Here is a 24039-nt window from a genome sequence, read left to right as displayed (position 1 = left end):
GTTTAAAAATTAGTTTATTCCGATGGCTTTACTTCTTTTCTCAAATAATAAATTGTCCTTCCATAGACCATGTATCTTACCCACACGTTCCCTTTTACCAATGTACCTGAAACCAACTTTTTTGTGGAGACTGATACTGGCTTCGTTTTCAGGAAATATGCCGGACTGAATGGTCCAAAATCCGGCGTCCTCACTTTGGGCAATAAGCTCTTTCATAATCAATTGACCAACTCCTTTTCCCCGGCTTTTGGCACCCACATACACACTGACTTCCGCAACTCCACCATAAACACACCTGCTCGATACGGGTGATAGGGCTGCCCATCCGAGGATGCAACCTTCATCTTCAACGACCAAACGGCAAGATTTGATGTGCGCCTGATCCCATTGGTCATAGTCGGGAACGTCCTGTTCAAATGTAGCAAAGCCTGTGGCTATGCCTTCGGCGTAAATATTGGATACTTGTGCCCAATCAGTGGAGGTCATTTTTCGAACGTGCATCTTCATATGGTTTTAACAACAGCCACTTCCTGGCTCGCAACAAGCTGCTTCCTCTACTTGGGAATCTTCGGATTTGATTTCGACCCCGCAGGTTTCCTTGGCCTTGCAGTCCGTTTTTTGGACCGAAAGTTTTAAGGTAAGATAGTTACCGCCCAATGTGTAGTCATCCACGAAAAGCTGCGCAGTATGAAATTCGGCATTGCTATATTCAAATTTAATCTCGGTGTCTTTTACCATGGGTTTGATACGGTCCACTTTGTTGAGGATGGCAAGTGCCTTGTAGGCACTCATGAATTCTGTTTTGTCCTTTTCTTTAGGACTTTCCCAGAGTTGAACCACGGTCTCTTGCCAATAATCAGGACGTGCTCCGCAATCCACGGAATCCACGGTGATGTTTTTGACCTCCGTAATATGATAGTTGGCCCCGACCAGTTTACCGGGAGCATATTCAAATAGCAAACTTTTATCCTGATGCTGTTTCAATAGAGAAAGAAATTCTGATGTGTACATAATTAACAACAGTTTTGATTAATATTAGAAAAGAACGCATTAAAAGAGTATTGCAATTCCTCCCAGCGTTCTTGGTTGATGCAGTAACAAAGATTTTTTCCTTCAAAAGTTCCCTTTAGAAGTCCAATTTTTTTAATCTCATTAAGATGTTGTGAAATTGTAGGCTGCGATAGGCCTATGACATCCACCAAGTCGTTGCAGATGCAATTCTCTTGTCTACTTATATAATCCAAAATGGCAATCCTTGCGGGATGGGCCAGAACCTTGGCAGCTTGCGCCAATTTATTTTGGGTTACGGAGAACATATGAGTTTTGGAAGCTCCCATAAAAAAGATCCAAGAATTATAATTTATTATTGCAATATTACGATAAAGATAGTAGTTAAAAAAGCTAGAGCATGATTTTCTAGCTTTTTATTAAACTTTTTATAATCCCTTAAACCAGTTTTGGAAGTATTCACCTACCAAGAATACCGGTTTTTGGTTTCCATTGATGGCCCCAATTAAACTTACTATCCAGAGGATCAATGGGAAAATCCAACCGATAAGATTTACAATAGGGATAAGCCCTAAAACAAGCCCTACAAGGAAAATCCCGAGTACCTGACGTACATAAAAGGAACCAATTTCCGTTTTGTTGCTGCTGTTCATGATGATGGCAATGATCCACCCAATCAATGTTAAATGGGCAATAATGGCAACAGTTTTACCGCTTTCAGGGTTTTTGGGGTCAAAGGCGTCCTTTACATCCTCCTTAAACTCCTGGGCAGCTTCCTTTACATCTTCCGCAGCATCTTGGGCAGCGTCCTTGGCATTGTCGAAAGCCTCTTCGGCCTTATCTCCTAAATCTTTTTTTTCTTCAGACATGGTTTTAATATGTTGGTTAACGAGTTTTAAATGTAGCAAATAAATCGATACCTAAAGAAATGCTTTATCAACAGGTTCCCAAAGCTCCAGTTTGTTACCTTCTGGGTCCATGATCCAACCAAATTTACCATAGTCGTATTCTTCGATTTCACCTACTATGGTAACACCCTCCTCTTTCAATGCCGCTAATAATTCTTTTAAGTTTTCCACCCTGAAGTTCATCATGAACTGTTTTTCACTGGGCTGAAAGTAGGTCGTGTCCTCTTTAAAGGGACTCCATTGGGTGGAACAGTCATTACCCTCTTTGTCTTTCCACCAAAATGTGCAGCCATATTGGTCGGTGTTCAATCCCAAATGCGTTTTGTACCATTCTTTTGTATTGTCTGGATCTTTGGATTTAAAGAAAAAACCTCCCAATCCGGTCACTCTTTTTTTCATGATTGTTTTTTTATGTTCTTTTCATACAACTGAATCCATTGGTCTGGAGTCATTTTTTGGCAAAGCTCGGCGACAAGCTCATAAGGGATTTGATCCACTTTTTTAAATCGAATACAACTTTTCCCCATATCCAACTTCGTTTTTACATGTTTGGAGTACTCGCCAACAAACCAATCCAATAGTTCTTTACTGGCATAAATGCCGGAATGATAAAGGGCCACATAATTTTTTTGCGAAGCAATATTGATGAAGGGCAGGGGCAGTTTGGGGTCGCAATGGTACCCATCTGGGTATTTGCTATGTGGTATCACAAATCCTATCATTTTGTAGCTAATGCACTCCTGATACCCTTTAGGAAGATTGGTCCTAACGGTTTCCCGTAGCTTGGAAACCGCATCTTTTCTGTCTTCCGGCAGTTTACTGATATACTCATCCGGAGTTTTGGCTTCTATGGTCATAATACTAGTTTTAGAGCACCTTTTACTTCCGTTGTAAAATAAGCGCGGAGATCAATGAGATTATAAATCCGATAACGAAAACGGTCATCGCCATTAAGGCAAAGGAAAACAAGGGGTTGGAGAACATGGTCTTTTGTGCTTCAATTTCTGCAAGTTGCACTTCAAATTCCTCTGGAGGGAGGTTTTCCCTAAGGTTGGAAATTGTAGCTTGATAATAGGCCTCCATAAAATCGGGATTGAGGATTTCTGTATAGATAACATCCAAAATTCCAAATGCCAAGGCCGTAATAAGACTTATGAGAATGCCAATGGTCAAGGCCTTTTTAAAACTTATGATGCCGCCATTTTCCTTGTCCCTAAAATGCTTTATGCCAAAAAAGACAAAGCCCAAAGAAATAACCATAGAGGCATATCCTAAAACTTCTTGGGTTGAAAATGGTAAATCTCCCAAAAGGAACCAACTCAGAAGAAAGAGGACACATATGGTTATGGCTCCGTAAGTTCCGTAACGTAAGACTGTTTTTTTCATATTCCGTTATTTAGAAGGTTGGATTAAAGGTAAATAGGTTCTTATCAAAAGGACTCATACTAAAGTACCAAAACCTTGGAACTTTAGTGGAAATAGGGCTAAGGCAGTAAAATTTGTAGTGCTTTGGCTCTCTGAATGGCCTGGGTCCTTCGTTTGGCGTCCAGCTTAACCAGGAGATTGGACACATGTGTCTTTATGGTACTTTCCGAAACAAAAAGTTTGTCGGCAATTTCCCGATTGGATAACCCTTCTGAAATGCCAATAAGAACTTCATATTCTCTCTTGCTGATCCCTAGGGTCTCAATTTTTTTGGAATCTATCTTTGGGGAGGCAACTTTTTGCTTTCGAAGGCTTTTTTTATTGATGTAAACCCCAATCACAAAAAAGACCAATGCAATGACCGCAATACCAATTTCTATGGAGATGTCTCCGGAGATGTAAGCATACTTGCTAAGCTGAAACAGGGCAAGTATAGCAATGATCAGGGCAGAAAAAACAAAAACGGTTTTCTTCACCCGTTAAATTTAGCAAAATCTATCCTTGATTTTGTCCACGATGGTCTGAGCCAACTTTTCCTTGCTTTCTACTGTCCATCCGGCCACATGAGGAGTCAGCAGCACATTTTTGGCCTTTCTTAGGTATTTGAATGCCTTTGGTTTTTGGGCAAACATATTTTCAAAGGATTTCTTTTCGTATTCCAGCACATCGAGTCCCGCTCCAAACACCTTGCCCGATTTGAGCCCTGTTACTAAATCTTTAGTGACCACGCATTTTCCTCTGGCAGTATTTAGTAACCAAAATGGCTTATGGAATTTTTCAATGAATTCCGAGTTGACCATGCCTATTGTCAAATCGGTTTGTGGCACGTGTAGACTTACGACGTCCGATTTTTGTTGAAATTCCATAATCCCAACCTGTCTGGCATTTTCATCCCCAACGCCTCCAATAATATCATAACAGATAACCTCCACATCAAAACCCTGAAGTTTTTTGGCAAAGGCCCGGCCCATATTTCCATACCCGATAATGCCTACTGTTTTACCATCAAGTTCCACGCCTCTGTTGCCCTCACGGTCCCATTTTCCTTTTTTTACCTCCCTGTTGGCCTTGGACATCTTGTTCATAAGCGACAAGAGCATTCCTAAGGTATGTTCACCAACTGCATTCCGATTCCCCTCAGGGGCAGAGGCCAAAAAAACACCTTTTTGCTTGGCGTAGGAGGTATCAATATTTTCTAAGCCAGCTCCAAGGCGACCAATAAACTTTAAGTTGGTGGCCCTGTCCAAAAACTGCTTGTCAATGGTAAATCTACTTCTAATAATGACCCCATCATACAAATCAATTTTCGTCTCGACCTCAGCTTTGCTGGACTCGTAGTCTTCATGGTTTTCAAAACCCAAGGCTGTAAACTGTTCTAAAAGTAAGGGGTGGTTGATGTCTAGGTGGAGAACTTTCATTGATCAAATATACAATTACTAGATTTTGGGATAGTTCGTTTGGGTTTTCTCATGTTGAACATCACCAGTGTGAGCTGTGGTCAATTTTTCAAAGAGCATCACATGCACCTCCTCATTGTTTTTGGTCATGGGATTGTGTTCAACACCTTTGGGAACCACAATGAGCTCACCTTCCCGAACAATTTCGGTGCGATCTCTAAACTGCATGTACAAGGTTCCTTTGATTACCTGGAAAAGTTCGTCTTCGTGCTCATGGGCGTGCCATACAAACTCTCCTTGCAGTTTTGCCAACAACACCTGCATATCATCAACCACGGCTATTTGATGAGGATGCCATTGTTTTGCAAATTCCATGTGTTTCTGTTCTAGATTAATCGATTTCATAAAACGGATTGTGTTTTTTAGTTGCGGAGCGACGGGAATACTTTCAAAAGTGGAACTTTTCCCCAGAAAAATGACGTTTTAGGAGTTTGCTGTATGTCATTTTTAAGTTCATTTAGTCTCTTTCTTGTCATTACAAACTCCTTTCCATTGTTCAATTTCAACACGTACTTTTCATTTTCCCAAAAGGAAAAACCCGCTATTTCATTTATGTTGACTATTGCTGAACGATTGATTCGTTTGAAATTAGAACCTGGAAGCAACGTTTCCAGCTCCTGAAGATTTTTATCTACCTTGAACCTTCCTGCTTTGCTGAACAGAAAATATTTCTTTCCAATCTTTTCGGCCCATTGTATATCACCAAGTATAATGGTTAGCGATTTTATACCATCGTGGACCTCTATGGTTTTTTGCAAAGGATGTTTTTTGAGATATCGACGTTGCAAATAGCTATTCAAATGGAAGGCAATGAATCCATAGGCCTGCACTTTAAAGAACAAATTAATAGGATGTTCTACCGGGAATGTTCTTCCAATGGATGTCGCTAGCCATTCAAAAGCGGAGGAAATGGCAAGCCAGCACACAAAGGCAATAAAAAGCATAAGAAAAACCTTTGCCTGTGTTTGTGCACTTAGGGATTTTTTATCCACTCCGAACACTTTATCACCCCAGCGAAGACACTCAAAAATGAGGACAATAAATAGGAGTGACCAAATGGAATTTTCCAAAAAACTATCCACAATAAAAGTATTTGCGCAGACTTCCATATTCGTCCAAAACAATGTGCCTGATAAATCAATAGCGCAAAAGATGGTAAAATGGGGGAGTACCATCACCAGATAGAACATAAAAATGAACAACGGATTTCTAAAATGGGAAGAAAAGCTTGCTTTTGACATAGGTGTTGGTTAATGATTCACCCCTATTTCAATACCCAAAACCCCTATTTGAAGCTATGGCAATGAAAGTGTTGTTAGGCAACTTTCAAGATAATCTATTTTTAAAAAACACTTTTTAAACAAAAACATAAAACTTTACAAATGAAGTTACAAAACCTTTCCTATTCAGAAGATATTGGTAAACTGCTGTTGCGATTGATTTTTGGCGGAACACTCCTTCTAAATTATGGCCTACCTACGTTCAGTGATATGGTCAACGGGAATTTTGAGTACGCGGATCCTCTGGGCATCGGAATGGGGATATCCAAAGTCATGGTGGTTTTGGGGCAATTTTTCTGTGCATCTTTAGTGTTGTTGGGTTGGCGGCTGAGATGGGCCTGTTTTCCGCTTGTGTTCATTTTTTTGGTGGCGTTTTTTTTGCAGCACCATGGTGATCCATTTGAATACAAAGAACTTTCCTTACTCTATCTAGGAGCTTTTATTTCTTTAGTGTTTCTTGGACCGGGGAAGCTTTCTATTTCTGGATATCGGGGCAAAAACTAAACTTTAATGGAACGAACCTATAAATATCTACCCTGGTTTTTTGTTTTGATATTGATTTTGGCACCCATCGGATTTCAGAAATACCTGAATCGATTGGCACTTATGGAAAAGCAACATTTCTATGTGCATTTTCATGCGGTATTGATGACCCTATGGTGTGGAATATTGATAGCACAGCCCATTCTGATTTTGCAAGGAAAACGGAAAGCACATCAATGGATTGGAAGATGTTCCTACGGCCTTGTGCCCATTTTGCTCATCTCCATGTTTATGATGCTTTATCATTCCTTGCTTGTTGACGAAAGAATAACATTGACGGATGAGAGCATGCAGCAGCTGTTTTTCCCATTCACACAGATTTTTATTTTTGGACTGTTTTATCTAATAGCCATGAAGAATGCCCGAAAACCAAGAATACATATGCGGTATGTCATTGTTTCGTCGGTTTCCCTATTGGGTCCCACCATTGGCAGGATTGATTTTGAAGCCTTTGGACTACCCGGTTTGGATTGGGACTTGTTGGTTATGGAAGCATTTTTACTTGGCTTTCTCCTTTGGGATAGATTAAGATTGGCAGAAATTAAGCCTTATGTGCAAGGCCTGTTGTCGTTTGCATTGGTGCATACACTTTTATCAACGGGATTCCAAGAAACAGTGGCTTGGCAAACTATTGGCGCACAGCTATCCAAATTTTTGGTGTGGGTATTTTAAAGAAATCAAATACCCAAAACAAGCTTGGCAATCCAGAAGTAAATTAGAATACCAAAAATATCATTACTGGTAGTAATAAAAGGACCTGTTGCAATGGCGGGATCTATTCCCCTTTGATGCAGAAACAAGGGGATAAAAGTGCCAATGATACCGGCTACAATAATTACAACAACTAAAGATATGGAAATGGCCAGTGCAGTGGCAAAATCCCCTTTCCAAATCCATGTGAAGATGAGCAATAGTGCGGCCAGAATTAGTCCATTTAAAAGGGACAGCAGCATTTCTTTGACCAGGCGATTGCTTATGCTTCCCTTCAAATCATCATTGGCCAGTCCCTGGACGATAATGGCACTGGATTGCACGCCCACGTTACCTGCCATAGCAGCAATTAAAGGGGTAAAGAAAAATAAAATGGCATGTTGGGCAATCATTTCCTCAAATCCTCCCATAATGCCTGCCGCACCCAATCCTCCAAACAGCCCCAAGATAAGCCAGGGAAGTCGCGCACGGGTTAATTCCCAAATGCTGTCATCGGCTTCTACGTCTTGGGAGATACCCGCTGCCAGCTGATAATCCTTATCTGCTTCCTCTTTGATCACATCGACAATATCATCAATGGTAATTCTGCCCACCAATCTTCCAATTTCATCCACGACCGGAATGGCCTCCAAATCATATTTGGACATTATTTTTGCTACTTCCTCAGATTTTTCGTTGACGTTAACTGCATCGACCTTGGAAATATATACATCCTTGATATGTGTTTTGGTAGAGGTCGTAAGCAAGTCTTTAAGTGAAAGTCGGCCCTTTAGTTTTTCCTCATCATCAACCACATAAATAGAGTGGACGCGGGTTACATTTTCTGCCTGGGCCCTCATTTCCTTAACACAGGTGAGTACGTTCCAATTCTCGTTTACCTTCACCAACTCTTTGGCCATAAGTCCACCTGCCGAGTCCTCATCATAACGCAATAGGTCTACAATGTCGGCGGCATGCTCCTTGTCCTCTATTTGTGAAATTACCTTTTGGACGATTTCTTTGGGCAATTCCCCAACGATATCCGCAGCGTCATCCGTATCCAATTCTTCCAACTCCCCGGCAATTTCTTTTGCGGAAAGGTTGTTCAATACGGCTTCCCGGATATCCTCATCCATTTCGGCTAGGATATCTGAAGTCTTTTCGCTATCCAGAAGTTTGATGAGATAGGTAGCCTCGTCCACCTTGAGCTCCTCCGCAATTTCTGCGATATCGGCATAGTGAAATTCCTTCATCATTGATCGCAGGGCAGTGTTCTTTTTGTCCTCGATCAATTGTTGGATTTCAACAATAAGCTCATCTGTGAGTTTAAACGGGGTCATCGGCTATCTTCTGTGTTAACCCAATAAAATCAGCTACACTAAGCTGTTCCGGGCGCTGGTCAAAGATAGTATCTTCTTTTAGATTATCGGATAGATGAAAAGTTTTAAGGCTGTTCCGTAGAGTCTTTCTTCTTTGGTTGAAAGCCGTCTTAACCACTTTGAAGAAAAGACGCTCGTCGCAGGGAAGTTTTAGGTTGTCTTTTCGCACCAGCCGAAGTACACCGGAATGTACTTTTGGTGGTGGGTCAAATACCTGTGGAGGTACGCTAAAAAGATATTCTGCGGTGTAAAAAGCCTGAACCAAAACGGAGAGTATGCCGTAAGTTTTGCTGCCAGGGGATTCACAGATACGTTGGGCCACTTCTTTTTGGAACATTCCTGAAAACTCAGGTATCTGTTGTCGCATTTCCAAAAGCTTAAAAACAATTTGGCTGGAAATATTATAAGGAAAATTACCTGTTATGGCAAACTGCTCCTTTCCGTAGAGTTGGTTTAAATCGAACTTTAGAAAATCAGCTTCAATAATGTTCAGCCGATTATTTTGATCGAATAATTTAGGATGTTCTAAACGAAAACTATGGTTCAGGTAAACTATGGATTCTTCATCCAAGTCCATAGCGACTAAATCCAAATCCCTTGATAAAAGGTATTTGGTCAAAACACCCATTCCAGGACCTATTTCCAGAACGTTTTTATAACCTTTCAAGGAGAGGGTATCAGCAATTTTTTGGGCTATGGATTCGTCCTTTAGAAAATGCTGACCCAAATGTTTTTTGGCCTTTACAGCATCATCTTTGTACCCTTTTGCAGCTTTTTTGGGCTTTCCATTCCCAAATTTCTTCTTCTTTTTGTGGGACACAGGGCGTTTTTTTACAAGTTAATCTGAGTTTTTAACATAGAGCCAAGCTTCACGACCAGAGGCAAGTGTGTACAATTTTCTTCTATAGGCATTGGTTTCATAGATGTCCGCCTTGTTCAAATCTTCATCAGTGACCAAATAGGCCACACCCGCCACCCCATCTTGGGCATCATTTGTTTCAATAACCAATGGATATCTACCATAAACTGCATTCTCTTGTTTTTGAAATCCGGGTAGGACATCTGGTTTTCCTTCTAGTTCCCTTCCAAAAATATAGTGTTGAACCTGCGCATCCTGCAATGTTCCATAGGTAAACAAATAAGCCATGCTCAGGGAATTTGCTGACTCACAACCTCTAATTCTGTACGAAAAGCCACAAACTTATTGGCGAACAATTTTTGCCCGTCTGATCGCATGTGTTCCGCATCTTCTTGGTAATAGGATTCCAAGGTGGCACGATCTTTTGTGGTGTATTGCACGGAATATGTGATTCCGCCCATATCCTCTTCCACCAAAACCTTGGTCATTTTGGAATGTGAAAATTTTCCGGTGGCCAACATATCCGGTATGTGTTTATCCCGCATCCAGCTTAGCCATTCATCATGGACACTTTCATCTATATTGATGGTAACATTGTAAATCAGCATGGGCCAAAAGTAGGGAAGAATTAGTTAATGGCATCGCCCCGGAGCCTTCTAAAATATTTCCGGGCCATTGGAAAATAATAGCTATCCTGGTAGTTGTAAATAATCTTTTCGTAATGGGCTTTTGCTTTTTCGGGTTCATCCAATATTGTTCGGTACAACTCTCCCAGGGCAAAGTAGGCATCATCGGCCAAAATATCATGGGTATAGAATTCTACAATCTTTTTATAGTTGAACTCGGCATCCTCATATTTCTTTTGGGATTCCAACAATTGCCCTTGTCGTAACAGGGCTTCATCTTCAATTTTTTCGCCTTTATGGTTTTGTAAAATGTCCTCCAGAGCAGCAATCGCTTTCTCTTTCTGATTCTGATAGGCGAGGAGATCCGCCCTTGCATATTTTTTAAGTGCCGTCTGCGTGGAATCTTCTAAGGAATTGTCAGAAATCAACAAACTCAATTGCATGGCATCATTGGCAATAAGCTGGGAAGTTGATCCCCGAAGCACTTTCAGTTGCGTGAGGGCCCAATCAAAATCGCCCTTATAAAAACTGGTCTGCGCCACCTTAAATCGAGCGTCTTGGGCCAAAATATCATTCTTGAGACTTTTTTGGACCTGTGTAAAGTAAATAAGGGCTTGATTGAATTTCTGATCAAAGACCAAGATGTCTCCCAATGCCAATTTTACATATGCTTTTGCCATTCGACCTAAAGGCAGCCTCAAGCTCTCCTTCAGTATGGCAATTGCTTGGGTAGGGTTTTCCAATTTGAAGGTGAGAAAGTTGGCATAGGCAATCTGAAGTTGTAAAGTGCGACTTTCATTACCGTACTCCGCAACAAGTTCCTGAAATTTTTTGTCCACCGTTTGGAGCGTTTTCTTATCCACTTCCTCTAGCTCAATATCAATAAGGTGCAATTCAGCATTTAACTTATCAAGTGGATTGGTGCTTTCTTCCACAATGTATTTGAAGATTGTGGTGGCGCTTTCCAAATCTTTGTTTTCCAGGGTGACCTGACCTAGATTTTCCATCCGGTCCAAGGAGGCTTGTTCCGTACGCTTGTAGATGGCCTTTTCCTGTCCAAAGGCACTATTGTATTGTTTTTGCTGGATGAAGAGCCAACTTAAAAGCTCATTCCAAAGGATATCCGGATTCTTTTGCGCATTTTTCAAAAGAACCTTCCGCAACAGTATGTTGTTTGCGTTTACTGGATCATCCGAGATAAAGTCGTCTATGTTTCTGAGGACATTGGAGCGGGATGTACGGCCCTCGTAGATAAGATTGAGATATGATTGGTACATTTTCTCAATATCACCCTGTTCCCCGTAGATTCTGGCAAGCTGAAAATCATAGTTGAGCTCAGGTTTAAGTGTCATTGCCTTGTTATAGGCCAAGATGGCTTGATCTAGCAGGGCATATTTTTGAAATCGATACCCAATGCTATAGCCAAAGTTGGGATTCTCTTCAATCTTTTGAATGGCCTTTTGGTAATACCCGGTCGCCTTTTCAGCTTGGTCCTGTAAGGTGTAATTATACCCTAATTCTATGAAAAATGTAGGAAAGGCATAAGTGTCCTCAAGCTTTTGCAATAAAAAAGTCTCTGCATCGGAATAGCGCTCCAGTTGTTGGTAGCATGCCACCAAGCCTTCGGAATAATCTGTGCGGCGAGGATTCTTTTGTACCAACTTTTCATAAAAAACTACGGCTTTTTCGTAATCTCCATCGTTAAAATATTGTTTCGCCAGAAAGTCTTCTTGGCCAAATGAGAAAGACAGGGCAGCTAAGCAAAAACTAAGAAATAGAAAGAATCGCAATACGGGCTTTTATTTCAAATATAACGTACAAAATCACCGAAACCTGTTAAGTGATTCTAAATTAATTGGGCTGACGGTCTAATCAATACGGTCAAATCCGCAATACGGAATCAGGACTTCCGGAATTTCAATACCATCCTTGGTCTGGTAATTCTCCAAGATTCCGGCAAGTACCCTGGGCAAAGCCAATGAACTGCCATTTAGGGTATGTGCCAACTGACGTTTACCGTTTTCATCCTTAAAGCGAAGTTTTAGGCGATTGGCCTGGAAGGTTTCAAAATTGGAAACGGAACTGATTTCCAGCCAACGGTCTTGGGCAGTGGAAAAAACTTCAAAATCATAGGTTAGGGCGGAGGTGAAACCCAAATCCCCTCCACAAAGTCGTAAGATGCGGTACGGTAATTTCAACTCCCTTAAAATGACTTTTACATGCTCCGTCATTTCATCCAAAGCGGTGTAGGATGCTTCGGGACGTTCTATACGTACCAATTCAACTTTGTCAAATTGGTGCAACCTGTTTAGTCCTCGCACATGTGCACCATAACTCCCTGCCTCCCTTCTAAAACATGGAGTGTATCCGGTATACTTTATGGGTAGGTCTTCTGGAGAAAGCATATCGCCCCTGTGCAAATTGGTAATAGGCACTTCTGCAGTTGGAATCAGGTACAGATCATCGGCCTGCACGTGGTACATCTGCCCTTCTTTGTCCGGCAATTGACCCGTGCCATAGCCGGAGGCTTCATTGACCATGTGCGGGGGTTGTACCTCTGTGTAACCAGCTTCTGTGTTTTTATCTAGAAAATAGGCAACAAGAGCGCGCTGCAAACGAGCCCCTTTGCCCTTATAAACAGGGAAACCAGCGCCGGTAACCTTTACCCCAAGCTCAAAGTCGATAATGTCATACTTTTTAGCCAGTTCCCAATGGGGCAATGCTCCCTCGGCAAGTTTGGGGATATCACCCTCCCGGAAGATCTCTTCGTTGTCCTCATCCGAGGCACCTGCCGGCACAGATTCATGGGGTACATTAGGCACTTGGTACAATTGCTCTTCCAGGGCCGAGGTGGTGGACGTCAATTCCTCACCTAATTTTTTAGAGGCCTCTTTAAGTCCGGCAGTTTGTTCTTTCAAGGCATTGGCTTCAGCTGCATTTCCTGACTTGAAAAGCATTCCAATCTCCTTGGAAAGTTTATTGGATTCGGCCAATGTGGCGTCCAACTCGGTTTGTAGGCCTCGTCTTTTTTCATCAAGCTCCAAAATTGCAGAGAGCATGGGTTCGGCATCCAAACTGCGCTTTTTTAGGGCATCAATGATTCCGTTTTTGTTTTCCCTGATGTGCTGTAATTGAAGCATGGCCTTGTTTTGAGCCGCAAATTTAAGTCAATCTGAAACGTTGCCCAACTATTATTCCAAAGGAGAAGGTTTGATCCATTCATTATGGGCAAAATGTTTCCAAGGGACATTGGCCAAATCTACGGTGGGATCTACAAATTCGCTATACTTTGAGTTGTTCACGCGGACCTTGCTGCTAGCAAACACCTGCACTTCCTCACCTTTGGCAGCATATTCTTTTTTAAGATGTTGGGCAAATTGCCAAAGGAAATCCGGATAACAAGCAACTTTACGCCGCTGTTTTTTGGTGAGGTAATCGTCTAACTTAATATGACTTCCTTTTCCCGTATCCTTGTTCAAAACTTTAAAGGTGACTAGACCAGATCTACTGCGGAGCATCATACGCCAGCTCAGTCTATGCCCCTCTTCAGTCCAGAGTACATTGTCTTGGAAGATGTGATGACGAAGCGGGAGCAATATCTGAATGATAAAGTAAGCTCCAAGTCCATAAAGGATAATGCTTTTATGCTTGGGGATTATGGGTGAAGCGTTGATTGAAACCGTCTTGATTTTCAAAAAGATATTTCTGATGGTTTGGGGAGGAAAAAAGAAGACGATAAATGCCAAGGACAAATAGGGAAAAATGCCGATTTGAAACACAATACTGTTGAACAGATGAAAGAACACCGAGAGGGCCAAAGCTATTTTTCGACTTGGCCTCCACAACAAGGCCGGGACAATAAGCAAATCATAGAAAATTCCAAAAAAAGCAATGATCTTGTGCACCCATTTTTCCTGTAGGATTTCGCCAATGAGCCAATAGTTCTTTTTTGATTTCATCAAGATTTCAATAATGCTGAAATCCAGCCAATCCCCATAAAGTTTAGCTACGGAGGCATAGGTGTAGACAATGAACAATTGTAAAATTATCGTCCAACGAATCCAATTGGGCATACTCTGCGAACGGAAACTGGGATTGCGTTTTGCGTCCAATGAAAAATCACGGCTTGCGGGAAACAAAGCCATAATGTAGCCCAGGAGCATTAACAAGTAATAGTGATTGTTATAGGATGTTTTTTGCATGAGGTATACCCCAGTCCACATAATGGCAAAGGCAAAGGCGCTCAAGCGATATCTGTATCCCAGGGTAATCAATATCCCTAGGGTACCCATAATGGCAAAGTAGATGTACATTCCATTTCCCGGAAGGGGTTGTAGCCATTCAAAACCTATAAATGAAAAGGTAAATTTGGGTTCAACCAAAGTCTTTCGGACCCAACCAGTGGCAATTGCACCATAACATTCAGCACTTACCAAGAGCCCATAGAATATTCGAAAAACTACGAGTTGGGCGTTGTCTATTCTTTTAAAGAGAAATTGGTTTATCACCTGATTTGGAAATTAGTGTTAACGAAGTTTTCTTATCCTTTTTTAGTTGTTCCTGTAAATCTTCAATGGAATCGAACTTGTGTTCGTCCCGAATTCGATGCAATAGCTGTACTTGGATTTTTTGGTCGTATAAATCTCCATCGAACTCGAAAAAATTGACCTCAATGCTTTTTTGGGTTCCTTTTACGGTAGGATTGTACCCGATGTTCATCATTCCAAAACACTCCCTTTGCGCTAAAGTGCTTTTTACCACATAAACTCCATTTTTGGGAACAAGCTTATAAGATTCCTCTAGGTGAAGGTTGGCGGTGGGAAATCCAAATTGTTTGCCAAGCCCTTTACCTTTTTTAATGGCTCCTGTAAGCATATAGGGGTAGTTCAAGTAAGTGTTGGCGGTGACCACATCGCCTTCCCGAAGGGCGTTTCTAATCTTCGTGGAGCTTACCGAGACTTCGTCTATTTCCTGAACAGGAATCTCCTCCACCTGAAAATCCAAGGTGTTTCCAAAAGCAATCAAATCCTGGATATTGGCATTTCGGTTTCTTCCAAACCGATGATCGTAACCAATTATGATTTTCTTGGTCCTAAGGCTGTTGACCAAAATGTCCCTTACAAAATCAGTGGCTGAAAGTCTCGAAAATTCTTTGGTGAAGGGATGGACAATAAGGTAATCCAGCCCCATGTCTTCCAAAATCTGCACCTTTTCTTCCAGGGTGTTAAGGAGTTTTATATCTGTATCCTTTTGCAAGACCATTCTAGGGTGGGGAAAAAAGGTTAGCACTGTAGATTTTAGCCCTGCAGCTTTGGCATTATTTATGAGGCGTTCTAATATTTTACGGTGACCAATATGCACTCCATCGAACGTGCCAATGGTCACTGCAGTCTGGAACGATGCATCCTTAAACTTAGAAATACCTTGGATTGTTTCCACCTAGTAAAGAAATAAAAAAGGCTTATTTTTGAATTTGACCGACGCCCCTTTTCGTATGAAAGCTAAATTACATCTTGTTTTTTCAATATCCATATTTTTTGTCTGCTTTTCAACTTACGGTCAACAAGGATATTGGAAAACTGTTCCCGTGAGATCTTCTTACAAAAGTGCATCGCTCAAAGATATGGACAAGGCTCAGGCGGTGCTTACCTTGGATAGGGCTAGGATACTTGAAGACCTTGTTCCACAAAATGCTTCCAAAAGACAAAAGAGAAGGGTTTATCTACCTAAGGATAAAACAGAGATGTTAGAATTTGTTCTTGAGGAAACCCCAGTTTTTCATCCAGAGTTGGCAAGGAAATATCCTGATATCAAATCATTTACGGGGATAAGTTCGGATGGGAGATATAAGGTGAAATTAAGTAGTTCGGGAAAGGGTCTTGATGGGATGATTGTGGATTTGACCGATCAAAGGACATCATTTATCGAAAAACTGGCTAATACCAAAGACATGTACGTAGTGTACCAGAAAGGCAGTGCATCAGACAAAGAAAGTTTTGTGTGCAAAACGGCCGATTTGGAAAAAACTATTGCCAAAACCATTACACCTTTGGTGGATGATCAACTGTTGCGAAAGTATAGAATTGCGGTCTCCGCAAGTGGGGAATACACCTCGCATCATGGAGGTACCGTAGCGGATGCCTTGGCTGCCATTAATACAACCCTGACTCGTGTCAATGAGGTGTTCGAGACTGATTTGGGTGTAACACTGGAGCTGATTCCAAACAATGATCAGATTATTTTTACCAATTCGAATACCGATCCTTACAATGGGAACTTAAATGCCGAGGTTCAAAATACCCTAACAACAACCATTGGTGAGGAAAATTATGATGTAGGGCACTTATTCCACAAAGTGGGGCAAGGACAAGATAACGGGAACGCGGGTTTTATTGGCTCTGTTTGTTCGGATAATCGCAAGGGAAGTGCTTTTTCGGCAGCCTTCAATCCAGAGGGTGATGTTTTTGATTTGGATTTTGTTGGACATGAATTGGGACATCAGTTTGGTGCAAACCATACCTGGTCTTTTGAGTTGGAAGGAACCGGAGTGCAGGCAGAACCTGCAAGTGGCACCACAATTATGGGATATGCAGGAATTGTCCCAGGAAACAATGTGGCGCCCAATGGGAGCGACTACTTTCACTTTTATAGTATTCAGCAAGTTTCCACTTACCTACAATCCGTTTCCTGTGCGCAAGAAACAGGTCTGGTAAATAACCCACCTGTTTTAACACCAGTTGGAGACTATGTGATTCCAAAAGGAACAGCTTTCGTGTTGGAGGGCATTGCAACGGACAGTGATGTGGGCGATGTGCTCACCTATACATGGGAACAGATAGACAACGGAGTTGTTACTACAAGCACCTTTGGCCCGGATAATCCTAGTGGGGCCAATTTTAGGTCGTTACCCCCCACCACAGATCCGGTAAGGTACTTTCCGCAACTTTCCAGAGTAATCCAAGGGGAACTGACGCAGGTCAATCCGGAAGAAGGGGATGCTTGGGAAACAGTTTCCAATATAGAACGAAATCTAAGCTTTGCCTTTACGGTTAGGGACAATGCCACAGGAGGTGGGCAGGTGGTGTCTGATGTGCTGGATGTGCAAGTGGTTAACGCTGCAGGGCCATTTCTGGTGACTTCCCAAACTTCCAATGAGTTGTATGAAGCGGGCACCACCCAAGTCATTACTTGGGATGTGGCCAATACCAATATCCTTCCAGTTGATGCGGAGACGGTGGATATAATGCTTTCTACTGATGGAGGCCTTACTTTTCCGATTGTTTTGGCAGATGACACCTTAAATGATGGAAGTGAAGAGGTGTTGATTCCAGGGAATGCGACAACACAGGCCAGAATTATGATCAAGGCCAGTGATAACGTTTTCTTTGCCGTGAACTCCTCCAATTTTACCATTCAGGAATCACAAATGGTCTTGAGTTTCCAGGATCTTTCCTTTGAACTATGTCAGCCAGATGATATTATTATCCCATTTACTTACCAAACCTTTTCTGGTTTCAATGAAACCGCTACGTTTTCTGCAGATCTTCCTGTAGGGTTGACAGGAGTTTTTACGCCCACTGAGGCCAGCGCCAACGATACCAATATTCAGCTTACGATTTCCAATACCAATAGTGTGACCCCTGGATCATACGACATAACGGTTACTGCCACTTCAGCATCAATTACCAAAAATGTGCCTCTTACGCTTGTGGTCAAGGACGCAGGCTTTTTGGATGTGGTACTTTCATCACCAACAGATGCGCAGACCAATACTTCGGTTAATCCGGAGTTAAGATGGGAAGCCAACGCTCTTTTCTCCACTTACGATATTGAAGTCGCATCGGATGCTGGATTTACCAATATCGTTGATTCGGACAGTACGCCTTTTAACTTTTTCAGGCCTAATGGATTGACACCGGAAACGGAATATTTTTGGAGAGTACGCCCAAATAATGATTGTGGCTCTGGTACTTTTGGAACTCCTTTTAGTTTTACTACCATTCAGGTGGATTGTAAAAACTTTGAGGTTAACGGATTGCCCTTGGTGATTCCCTCGGCCGGGACACCTATTGTTTCCACTACTAAGCAATATTTTGAAGACTTGGTCGTATCCGATATCAATATTAATTTAGAATTGAACCATACCTATTTGGGAGACCTCATTGTGAATCTAATTTCTCCTGCAGGAACAAGAGTTGCCCTGATTGCTAACAGCTGCGGAGAACTCAACAACATCAATGCTGTTTTTGATGATGACGGAACAGAAATTACCTGCGATGGAAATCCAGCTATTTCAGGTACGGTTAAACCCCTGGGGTCCCTTTCCTCCTTCAATGGGGAATCACTTATTGGGGAATGGACTTTGGAGATACGCGATACCGCAGCAGGAGATGGTGGTTCTTTAGTGGCCTTTTCGATGGAAATATGTGCAGAGGGTGCATTTAGACCCGATGAGGACGAAGATGGGGTTTTTGATGATGGGGACGATTTGTGTTTGGGTACCCCAAAGGGAGTTGAAGTGGATACAAGCGGGTGTCCTATCAATAGATTTCCTGCAGATAATTTTACTGTGGAAATTCTAAGTGAAAGTTGCAGAAATAACAATGATGGAGCCATTACAGTTACTGGCACCGATAGTTCGGTAACCTATTCAGCCGTGTTGGATGGAGGAGGAACTACTCAAAATATGGATTTTGGAAGCTCCCATACTTTTCAAAACTTAGGGTCGGGGACATACAGTCTATGTATATCAGGGACGGATGGAAATATCAACTATGTGGAAACTTGTTTCTCGGTTGAAATTGCAGAACCAGAACTTTTGACCGTATTGGCGGCTTTGGATGCACAAGTTGTGGAACTTACCATGCTTGGAAGCAGTCTGTATAATGTAGAGCTCAATGGATTGGTGACTCAGACCACCGAAAATGAAATTCAACTGGATTTGGTTGACGGAATGAATGTGGTGAGGGTCTTCACGGGATTGCCTTGTCAAGGTGTTTACGAAGAGTCGTTCTTTGTGGCTTCAAAACCTATTTTGTATCCAAATGCCGTAAACCAAAATGCCAATATATTTCTTAATGGCTACAGAGGAAGAGTCACAGTACAAATGTTTTCTTCTAATGGACAACTGATAAAGTCAGAACAACGGCAGGTAAACGGAAATAACCTTGAGCTGGATGTATCCCCTTTGGCTCGGGGAACATATTATTTAAGTGTCAAAACTGACACTATGAGCAAAGTATTTAAAATGATGAAAGAATGAAACCGATATTTTATACTATAGCCCTATTGGGGTTACTTGTTTCTTGTGGAGGGAATGATGATCCGCCACCGGTACCAGAAGGGGCTACCTTGGTCTTTCCCGATGAGAATTCCGAGTGCACTACTGGTGTAAGTGTCAATGCAGCCTTAAGTCAGGTTACGTTTCAATGGCAGGCTTCTGAAAATACGGACAGCTACACCTTGAATGTGGTTAATTTGGATACAAATATTCCCCAGACCATTTCAACAGCATCAACCTCGGCTAGTTTGTCCATAGAAAAAGGAACGCCGTTTTCTTGGTCTGTGAATTCAATGAACTCGAATTCGGATCAAATAGCAACAAGTGATACCTGGCTGTTTTACAATGCGGGCTCACAAACAACCTACGCACCTTTTCCTGCTCAACTGACCCATCCCATTTCCGGATCTACGGTTCAAATGAATGGCTCTGGAGAAGTCGTACTGGAATGGCAGGGGGCTGATGTTGAAGATGATATTACAGGTTTTGAGGTTTTCTTTTCGAACCAAAACCCACCCGCCTCCATAGCTACAGTAGGTGAAGACACTGCTGAGATTGCCGTGAGTGTATCGGCTAGCACAATTTACTATTGGCAGGTGATAACAACAGATGCCGAGGGAAATACTTCCGATTCCGGAATTTTTGAGTTCAGGGTATTTTGATTAGGTTCCGTTGAAGGTATTCATGGTGTTTTTGGCACCGGCGAAAATGTAGGAACGAATTAAATCTGCAGATTTTTCCAATCTTTCAGGAAGGGTTTTGACTTCCTCAGCACCCCATTTGCCCAATACAAATTCAACTTGGCGTCCTTTACTGAACTCAGCACCAACTCCAAATCTAAATCTAGGGTATTGAATTGTTTGAAGGGTATTTTGGATATCCTTGAGGCCGTTATGTCCTCCATCACTTCCTTTTGTTTTTAAGCGAATTGTTCCAAAGGGAAGGTTGATGTCATCGGTGATTACCAAGGTGTTTTCCAGAGGAATTTTCTCTTTTTCCATCCAATATTTAACTGCCTTTCCACTAAGGTTCATATAGGTGGATGGTTTTAGACAAAGGATACTTCGTCCCTTGTGTTTGAAGGTCCCGATAGTACCCAATTTGGCATTCTCAAATTTGAAATCTTCCTGCTCAGAAAGAAAATCCAAGACTTTAAAACCGATGTTGTGTCGCGTTTCCTCGTATTCACTTCCAATGTTGCCTAATCCAACGATAAGAAACTTTTTCATGGAATCACTTTCTTGTATAAGGGGCTCATCTGCACCAAAAAGGGTTTTTAAAAAACGTATAATCAAAAGAGGTGTCTTTCGCGTAAAAATAAGAAAGCATCCCCAATTACCGTGTAAGATAACCGGGGATGCCCTGTTCTATATGGAGAAAAACTATTCGGTTGCTTCCGCTGCTGGGGCCTCTGCCGCTCCTTCAGCAGTTGCTCCTTCAGCTCCTTCAGCTCCTTCTTCAAGTTCTTCTTCCTCCTCTTCATCATCCACGGATGTTCTAGAAGCTTTCACCTGTACAACAGCAGTGCTGTCAGGATGAAGAATGGTGTAATCATCGTTTAAAAGTGTTTCCACTGGAATTGTTCCACCGATCCTTAGTTTGGAAATATCAATGGTAATGAAATCAGGAAGCAAATCCGGTAAAGCCTTAATGGACAGCTTTCTTTTTCTGAACAATAAACGTCCACCGTTTCGTACCCCTGGCGAGTTGCCTTCAAGGCGAACGGGAATGTTCATGGTAACGGGCTTATCTTTAAATAGCTGATAGAAATCCACGTGAAGGATTTTATCGGTCACGGGATGGAATTGGATATCCTGCAATACAGCGTCAAATTTTTGTCCGTCTTCCAACTCAATCACAGCCGTGTGTGCGTTTGGAGTGTAAACCAATTTTTTGAACGCTAGTTCATCTGCTGAAAAGTGCAATGGCTTATCCCCTCCGTACAACACGCAAGGAACCTTTCCAGCATTACGTAAGGCTTTGGTAGAGACCTTGCCCACGCTTTCTCTTTGAGATCCTTTGATAGTAATTGACTTCATAACTTCTGTTATCTATATAAAATTTAATTTGTTCTTATTCATTTTCGAGTTGCTTGGTCTAAAGACCAGAGCGTAGTCGATGGCTACATTAAAAATTTAGACGATATGGATGTGTTGTGGTGTACCCGTTGCATTACATCTGCGAATAGGTCGGCACAACTCAATACCTTTATCTTTTCCTTGTTGGGGTTTACAGGAATAGAATCGGTAACGATCAATTCCGCTAACCTTGAATTTTTAATTTTCTCGTAGGCATTACCGGATAGCAATCCATGCGTGGTGATAGCCCTAACGCTTAAAGCTCCACGTTCCATCATAAGATCCGCTGCCTTGGTCAATGTACCGGCAGTATCTACCATATCATCTACCAAAACCACATTTTTACCCTTTACATCACCAATCAGCTCCATATGGGAAATTACATTGGCTTTGGCTCTTTGCTTATAGCAAATCACAACATGACTTTCCAAGGCCTTGGAATAGGCATAAGCTCTTTTAGACCCGCCCATATCGGGAGAGGCTATACATAGGTTGTCAAGATTCAATTTCTTTAAATAGGGTAAAAACAAAGTGGAAGCGAATAGATGGTCCACTGGCTTTTCAAAGAAACCTTGAATTTGATCCGCGTGCAGGTCCATGGTAATAATACGGGTTGCACCTGCTGTTTCGAGCATCTTTGCGATCAATTTGGCCGCAATGGGAACTCTAGGTTTATCTTTTCTGTCCTGTCTTGCCCAACCAAAATAAGGCATTACGGCAGTGATGTGTCTGGCTGAGGCCCTTTTAGCGGCGTCCAACATCAATAGCATTTCCATAAGGTTCTCCGAACTAGGGTTGGTGGAACCAATGATGAAAATCCGTGCCCCACGAATGGATTCTTCGAAAGAAGGCTGGAATTCCCCATCGCTATATCTGGAAAAATGCACCTTTCCCAAATCGGCACCATAGGACGCTGCTATCTTTTCTCCAAGTGCGGTACTCTGGGTACAGGCAAAAATTTTGGGTTCAGGAACTTGGTAAGGCATTGTAATCTCTTGTCGACTAGATTATTAAAGTTCTTTTTTGCAAAAGAGGTGCAAATTTAAAAATTAATTCGGGTTGCTAAAGGATAATTCGAGGTATTTTTGGTTGTAAATGAAATAATTTTTTAGCTTTGCAGTCCCATTTTAGGAATGGGATACTATTTAAGCCTTGGTGGCGGAATTGGTAGACGCGCTGGATTCAAAATCCAGTTCTTTCGGGAGTGTGGGTTCGATTCCCACCCAAGGTACTTTAAAAGGGCCGAGATTTTAAAAATCTTGGCCTTTTTTGTTCCCAATCATTTTTTCAAAATCCAATCAATATTTAGTGTATTCTGTAAGGTTTTGGGCATTTTAATGGCTAAAGGTGAAGTATGGAAAATGCACATCAATTTATGGCCAGATGTCAACAACTTGCAAACCAAGCTGCGGCTAAAGGAAACAGTGCAGTAGGTAGTTTGATTAGTGTTGACAATGAGGTCATCGCTGAGGCAGAAGAAGCGGGATTTACAAAACAAGATGTTAGTTGCCATGCGGAAATGGAGGTGATTCGGGAAGCGCGAAAAACTTTGGGAAAAGATATGTCCAAGGCCATTTTGTACACTACAAAAGAGCCATGTGTTATGTGTAGCTACGCAATTCGATTTCATAAGATAGGTACCGTAGTGTTTAAAGAAAAGTCAGCTGAACTTGGGGGACTTAGCAGTGCCTATAATTTGCTGACTTCCGATAATGTTCCCAAAAGTTGGGGTTCTCCGGTACAATGTATTCAACTAGAACAAGAAGAATAAATGAACTACTCAAAATTGGCTTTTACGGATGCCATTAAAGAACTACAAGAGGAGCAGGGGAGTAGAAATGCCTATGCCAGAATGGAACGCATGGAACTACCGGATGGTCTTTCTTTTCGGGAAATGAGCTTTATCCAGGAACGGGATAGCTTTTATATGGCGTCGTTTGGGGAAAATGGGTTCCCCTATATTCAACACCGAGGTGGACCCAAGGGATTTTTAAAGATGATCGATGTAAAAACGTTGGCATTTTTAGATTTTACTGGAAACAAGCAGTATATCTCCACAGGAAATATAAAAACGCATAAAAAAGTTTCCTTAATCCTTATGGATTATGCCAACAGAGCACGATTAAAAATTTATGCCGAAGCCGAAACAGTTTCATTGGAAGACAACAAAGAGTTGGCAAAAGACATGGAATTGGATTATGATTACAAAGCTGAGCGCATTTTTCTTTTCCATATTAAAGCTTTTGACTGGAATTGTCCGCAACATATTACACCTCGATATACACATGTGGACATTTCAAAAATGAATAAAGAAAAAGAAGATTATATACTGAAACTGGAAAATCAGGTTAAGGCTTTAAACCAAAAATTGAGCAGTTTCGAATCAAATAATAGGTCGTAAACCTCCTCATTGGTTTTCTAATTCGGTTACGCTTAGATGATAATAGTTCTTATCATTGAATATTTTTCCACACTTTTTATCGCAAAAAATAGATAAGCCTGCTCG

At 41.7% G+C, this 24039-nt stretch carries 28 protein-coding genes and 1 tRNA gene; 7 read left to right on the top strand and 22 right to left on the bottom strand.

All coding sequences use genetic code 11. The features are described 5' to 3' along the window. Positions 1–9 precede the first annotated feature (9 nt). The 11 genes from BUC10_RS11145 to BUC10_RS11095 form a co-directional block, all read right to left on the bottom strand. Positions 10–501: a GNAT family N-acetyltransferase gene (locus BUC10_RS11145; RefSeq protein WP_073180105.1), complete on the bottom strand. Its 492-nt coding sequence runs from the start codon at positions 499–501 to the stop codon at positions 10–12. A 12-nt stretch (positions 502–513) separates the two neighbouring features. Further along, positions 514–1011, bottom strand: a complete 498-nt coding sequence (locus tag BUC10_RS11140) for a DUF6428 family protein (protein WP_073179563.1) — start codon at positions 1009–1011, stop codon at positions 514–516. A 2-nt stretch (positions 1012–1013) separates the two neighbouring features. Next, positions 1014–1337, bottom strand: coding sequence for an ArsR/SmtB family transcription factor (locus BUC10_RS11135; RefSeq protein ID WP_073179561.1), 324 nt, complete (start codon positions 1335–1337; stop codon positions 1014–1016). Positions 1338–1436: 99 nt separating this feature from the next. Then, the gene (locus BUC10_RS17685) at positions 1437–1877 is read right to left on the bottom strand and encodes a hypothetical protein (protein ID WP_084732628.1); all 441 of its coding nucleotides are present in this window, start codon (positions 1875–1877) and stop codon (positions 1437–1439) included. 51 nt (positions 1878–1928) lie between these two features. Beyond that, the gene (locus BUC10_RS11125) at positions 1929–2315 is read right to left on the bottom strand and encodes a VOC family protein (protein WP_073179559.1); all 387 of its coding nucleotides are present in this window, start codon (positions 2313–2315) and stop codon (positions 1929–1931) included. Then, complete coding sequence (locus BUC10_RS11120; protein ID WP_073179548.1) at positions 2312–2773, bottom strand: DUF1801 domain-containing protein; 462 nt, start codon at positions 2771–2773, stop codon at positions 2312–2314. Before BUC10_RS11120 ends, BUC10_RS11125 begins: the two co-directional genes overlap by 4 nt. A gap of 22 nt (positions 2774–2795) precedes the next feature. Then, positions 2796–3302 carry a DUF4199 domain-containing protein gene (locus BUC10_RS11115; RefSeq protein WP_073179545.1) on the bottom strand — a complete coding sequence of 169 codons (507 nt, stop codon included), beginning with the start codon at positions 3300–3302 and terminating at the stop codon, positions 2796–2798. 98 nt (positions 3303–3400) lie between these two features. Beyond that, positions 3401–3817 (bottom strand): response regulator transcription factor, encoded by a 417-nt coding sequence (locus BUC10_RS11110; protein WP_073179542.1) that lies wholly within the window; start codon positions 3815–3817, stop codon positions 3401–3403. Between the two features lie 9 nt (positions 3818–3826). After that, on the bottom strand, positions 3827–4759 hold the full coding sequence (locus BUC10_RS11105; protein WP_073179540.1) for a 2-hydroxyacid dehydrogenase: 933 nt from the start codon (positions 4757–4759) through the stop codon (positions 3827–3829). A gap of 18 nt (positions 4760–4777) precedes the next feature. After that, a complete protein-coding gene (locus BUC10_RS11100) occupies positions 4778–5143 on the bottom strand; it encodes a cupin domain-containing protein (protein ID WP_073179538.1) in 366 nt (121 codons plus the stop codon). A gap of 17 nt (positions 5144–5160) precedes the next feature. After that, positions 5161–6039, bottom strand: a complete 879-nt coding sequence (locus BUC10_RS11095; RefSeq protein ID WP_073179536.1) for a LytTR family DNA-binding domain-containing protein — start codon at positions 6037–6039, stop codon at positions 5161–5163. A 141-nt stretch (positions 6040–6180) separates the two neighbouring features. Between BUC10_RS11095 and BUC10_RS11090 the strand changes: the two genes are divergently transcribed. Beyond that, positions 6181–6582 (top strand): DoxX family protein, encoded by a 402-nt coding sequence (locus BUC10_RS11090; protein WP_073179534.1) that lies wholly within the window; start codon positions 6181–6183, stop codon positions 6580–6582. Positions 6583–6588: 6 nt separating this feature from the next. Then, positions 6589–7293, top strand: coding sequence for a hypothetical protein (locus BUC10_RS11085; RefSeq protein ID WP_073179532.1), 705 nt, complete (start codon positions 6589–6591; stop codon positions 7291–7293). 5 nt (positions 7294–7298) lie between these two features. Here BUC10_RS11085 and mgtE read toward each other — a convergent pair whose 3' ends face one another. The 8 genes from mgtE to BUC10_RS11045 all read right to left on the bottom strand — a co-directional run bounded on the left by mgtE (position 7299) and on the right by BUC10_RS11045 (position 15614). Next, complete coding sequence (mgtE, locus tag BUC10_RS11080; protein WP_073179530.1) at positions 7299–8651, bottom strand: magnesium transporter; 1353 nt, start codon at positions 8649–8651, stop codon at positions 7299–7301. Beyond that, entirely contained in the window at positions 8638–9510 is an 873-nt protein-coding gene (rsmA, locus tag BUC10_RS11075; RefSeq protein WP_073179528.1) for a 16S rRNA (adenine(1518)-N(6)/adenine(1519)-N(6))-dimethyltransferase RsmA, read from the bottom strand. The genes mgtE and rsmA overlap by 14 nt, the downstream gene beginning before the upstream one ends. 18 nt (positions 9511–9528) lie before the next feature. Further along, positions 9529–9837, bottom strand: a complete 309-nt coding sequence (locus BUC10_RS11070; protein ID WP_073179526.1) for a gamma-glutamylcyclotransferase family protein — start codon at positions 9835–9837, stop codon at positions 9529–9531. 2 nt (positions 9838–9839) lie between these two features. Continuing rightward, positions 9840–10157: a DUF4286 family protein gene (locus BUC10_RS11065; protein WP_073179524.1), complete on the bottom strand. Its 318-nt coding sequence runs from the start codon at positions 10155–10157 to the stop codon at positions 9840–9842. 20 nt (positions 10158–10177) lie between these two features. Beyond that, positions 10178–11965, bottom strand: a complete 1788-nt coding sequence (locus BUC10_RS11060) for a tetratricopeptide repeat protein (protein WP_073179522.1) — start codon at positions 11963–11965, stop codon at positions 10178–10180. A gap of 78 nt (positions 11966–12043) precedes the next feature. Then, positions 12044–13315, bottom strand: a complete 1272-nt coding sequence (gene serS, locus BUC10_RS11055) for a serine--tRNA ligase (RefSeq protein ID WP_073179520.1) — start codon at positions 13313–13315, stop codon at positions 12044–12046. Between the two features lie 51 nt (positions 13316–13366). Further along, a complete protein-coding gene (locus tag BUC10_RS11050; RefSeq protein ID WP_073179517.1) occupies positions 13367–14683 on the bottom strand; it encodes an HTTM domain-containing protein in 1317 nt (438 codons plus the stop codon). Continuing rightward, on the bottom strand, positions 14661–15614 hold the full coding sequence (locus BUC10_RS11045; RefSeq protein ID WP_073179515.1) for a bifunctional riboflavin kinase/FAD synthetase: 954 nt from the start codon (positions 15612–15614) through the stop codon (positions 14661–14663). The genes BUC10_RS11050 and BUC10_RS11045 overlap by 23 nt, the downstream gene beginning before the upstream one ends. Positions 15615–15762: 148 nt before the next feature. Here BUC10_RS11045 and BUC10_RS11040 point away from each other — a divergent pair, with 148 nt between their 5' ends. Beyond that, complete coding sequence (locus BUC10_RS11040) at positions 15763–19437, top strand: zinc-dependent metalloprotease (protein WP_245812818.1); 3675 nt, start codon at positions 15763–15765, stop codon at positions 19435–19437. Further along, positions 19434–20117: a hypothetical protein gene (locus BUC10_RS11035; protein ID WP_073179510.1), complete on the top strand. Its 684-nt coding sequence runs from the start codon at positions 19434–19436 to the stop codon at positions 20115–20117. The genes BUC10_RS11040 and BUC10_RS11035 overlap by 4 nt, the downstream gene beginning before the upstream one ends. On the opposite strand, the gene pth is transcribed toward BUC10_RS11035, so the two are convergent. The 3 genes from pth to BUC10_RS11020 all read right to left on the bottom strand — a co-directional run bounded on the left by pth (position 20118) and on the right by BUC10_RS11020 (position 22519). Further along, positions 20118–20747 (bottom strand): aminoacyl-tRNA hydrolase, encoded by a 630-nt coding sequence (pth, locus tag BUC10_RS11030; RefSeq protein WP_073180100.1) that lies wholly within the window; start codon positions 20745–20747, stop codon positions 20118–20120. 90 nt (positions 20748–20837) lie between these two features. Further along, entirely contained in the window at positions 20838–21494 is a 657-nt protein-coding gene (locus BUC10_RS11025; protein ID WP_073179508.1) for a 50S ribosomal protein L25/general stress protein Ctc, read from the bottom strand. A gap of 83 nt (positions 21495–21577) precedes the next feature. Continuing rightward, positions 21578–22519: a ribose-phosphate pyrophosphokinase gene (locus BUC10_RS11020; protein ID WP_073179506.1), complete on the bottom strand. Its 942-nt coding sequence runs from the start codon at positions 22517–22519 to the stop codon at positions 21578–21580. A gap of 163 nt (positions 22520–22682) precedes the next feature. Between BUC10_RS11020 and BUC10_RS11015 the strand changes: the two genes are divergently transcribed. The 3 genes from BUC10_RS11015 (at position 22683) to BUC10_RS11005 (ending at position 23934) form a co-directional block, all read left to right on the top strand. Further along, a tRNA-Leu gene (locus BUC10_RS11015) sits at positions 22683–22764 on the top strand. 123 nt (positions 22765–22887) lie between these two features. Continuing rightward, entirely contained in the window at positions 22888–23304 is a 417-nt protein-coding gene (locus BUC10_RS11010) for a nucleoside deaminase (RefSeq protein ID WP_073179504.1), read from the top strand. After that, entirely contained in the window at positions 23305–23934 is a 630-nt protein-coding gene (locus BUC10_RS11005) for a pyridoxamine 5'-phosphate oxidase family protein (RefSeq protein WP_073179502.1), read from the top strand. It abuts the gene before it with no gap. Positions 23935–24039: the final 105 nt, after the last annotated feature.

This window comes from Flagellimonas flava (assembly GCF_900129665.1).
Taxonomy (GTDB): Bacteria; Bacteroidota; Bacteroidia; order Flavobacteriales; family Flavobacteriaceae; genus Flagellimonas; species Flagellimonas flava.
Note: the sequence above shows the minus strand (reverse complement) of the source record. Positions and strands in the feature narration are given on the sequence as shown.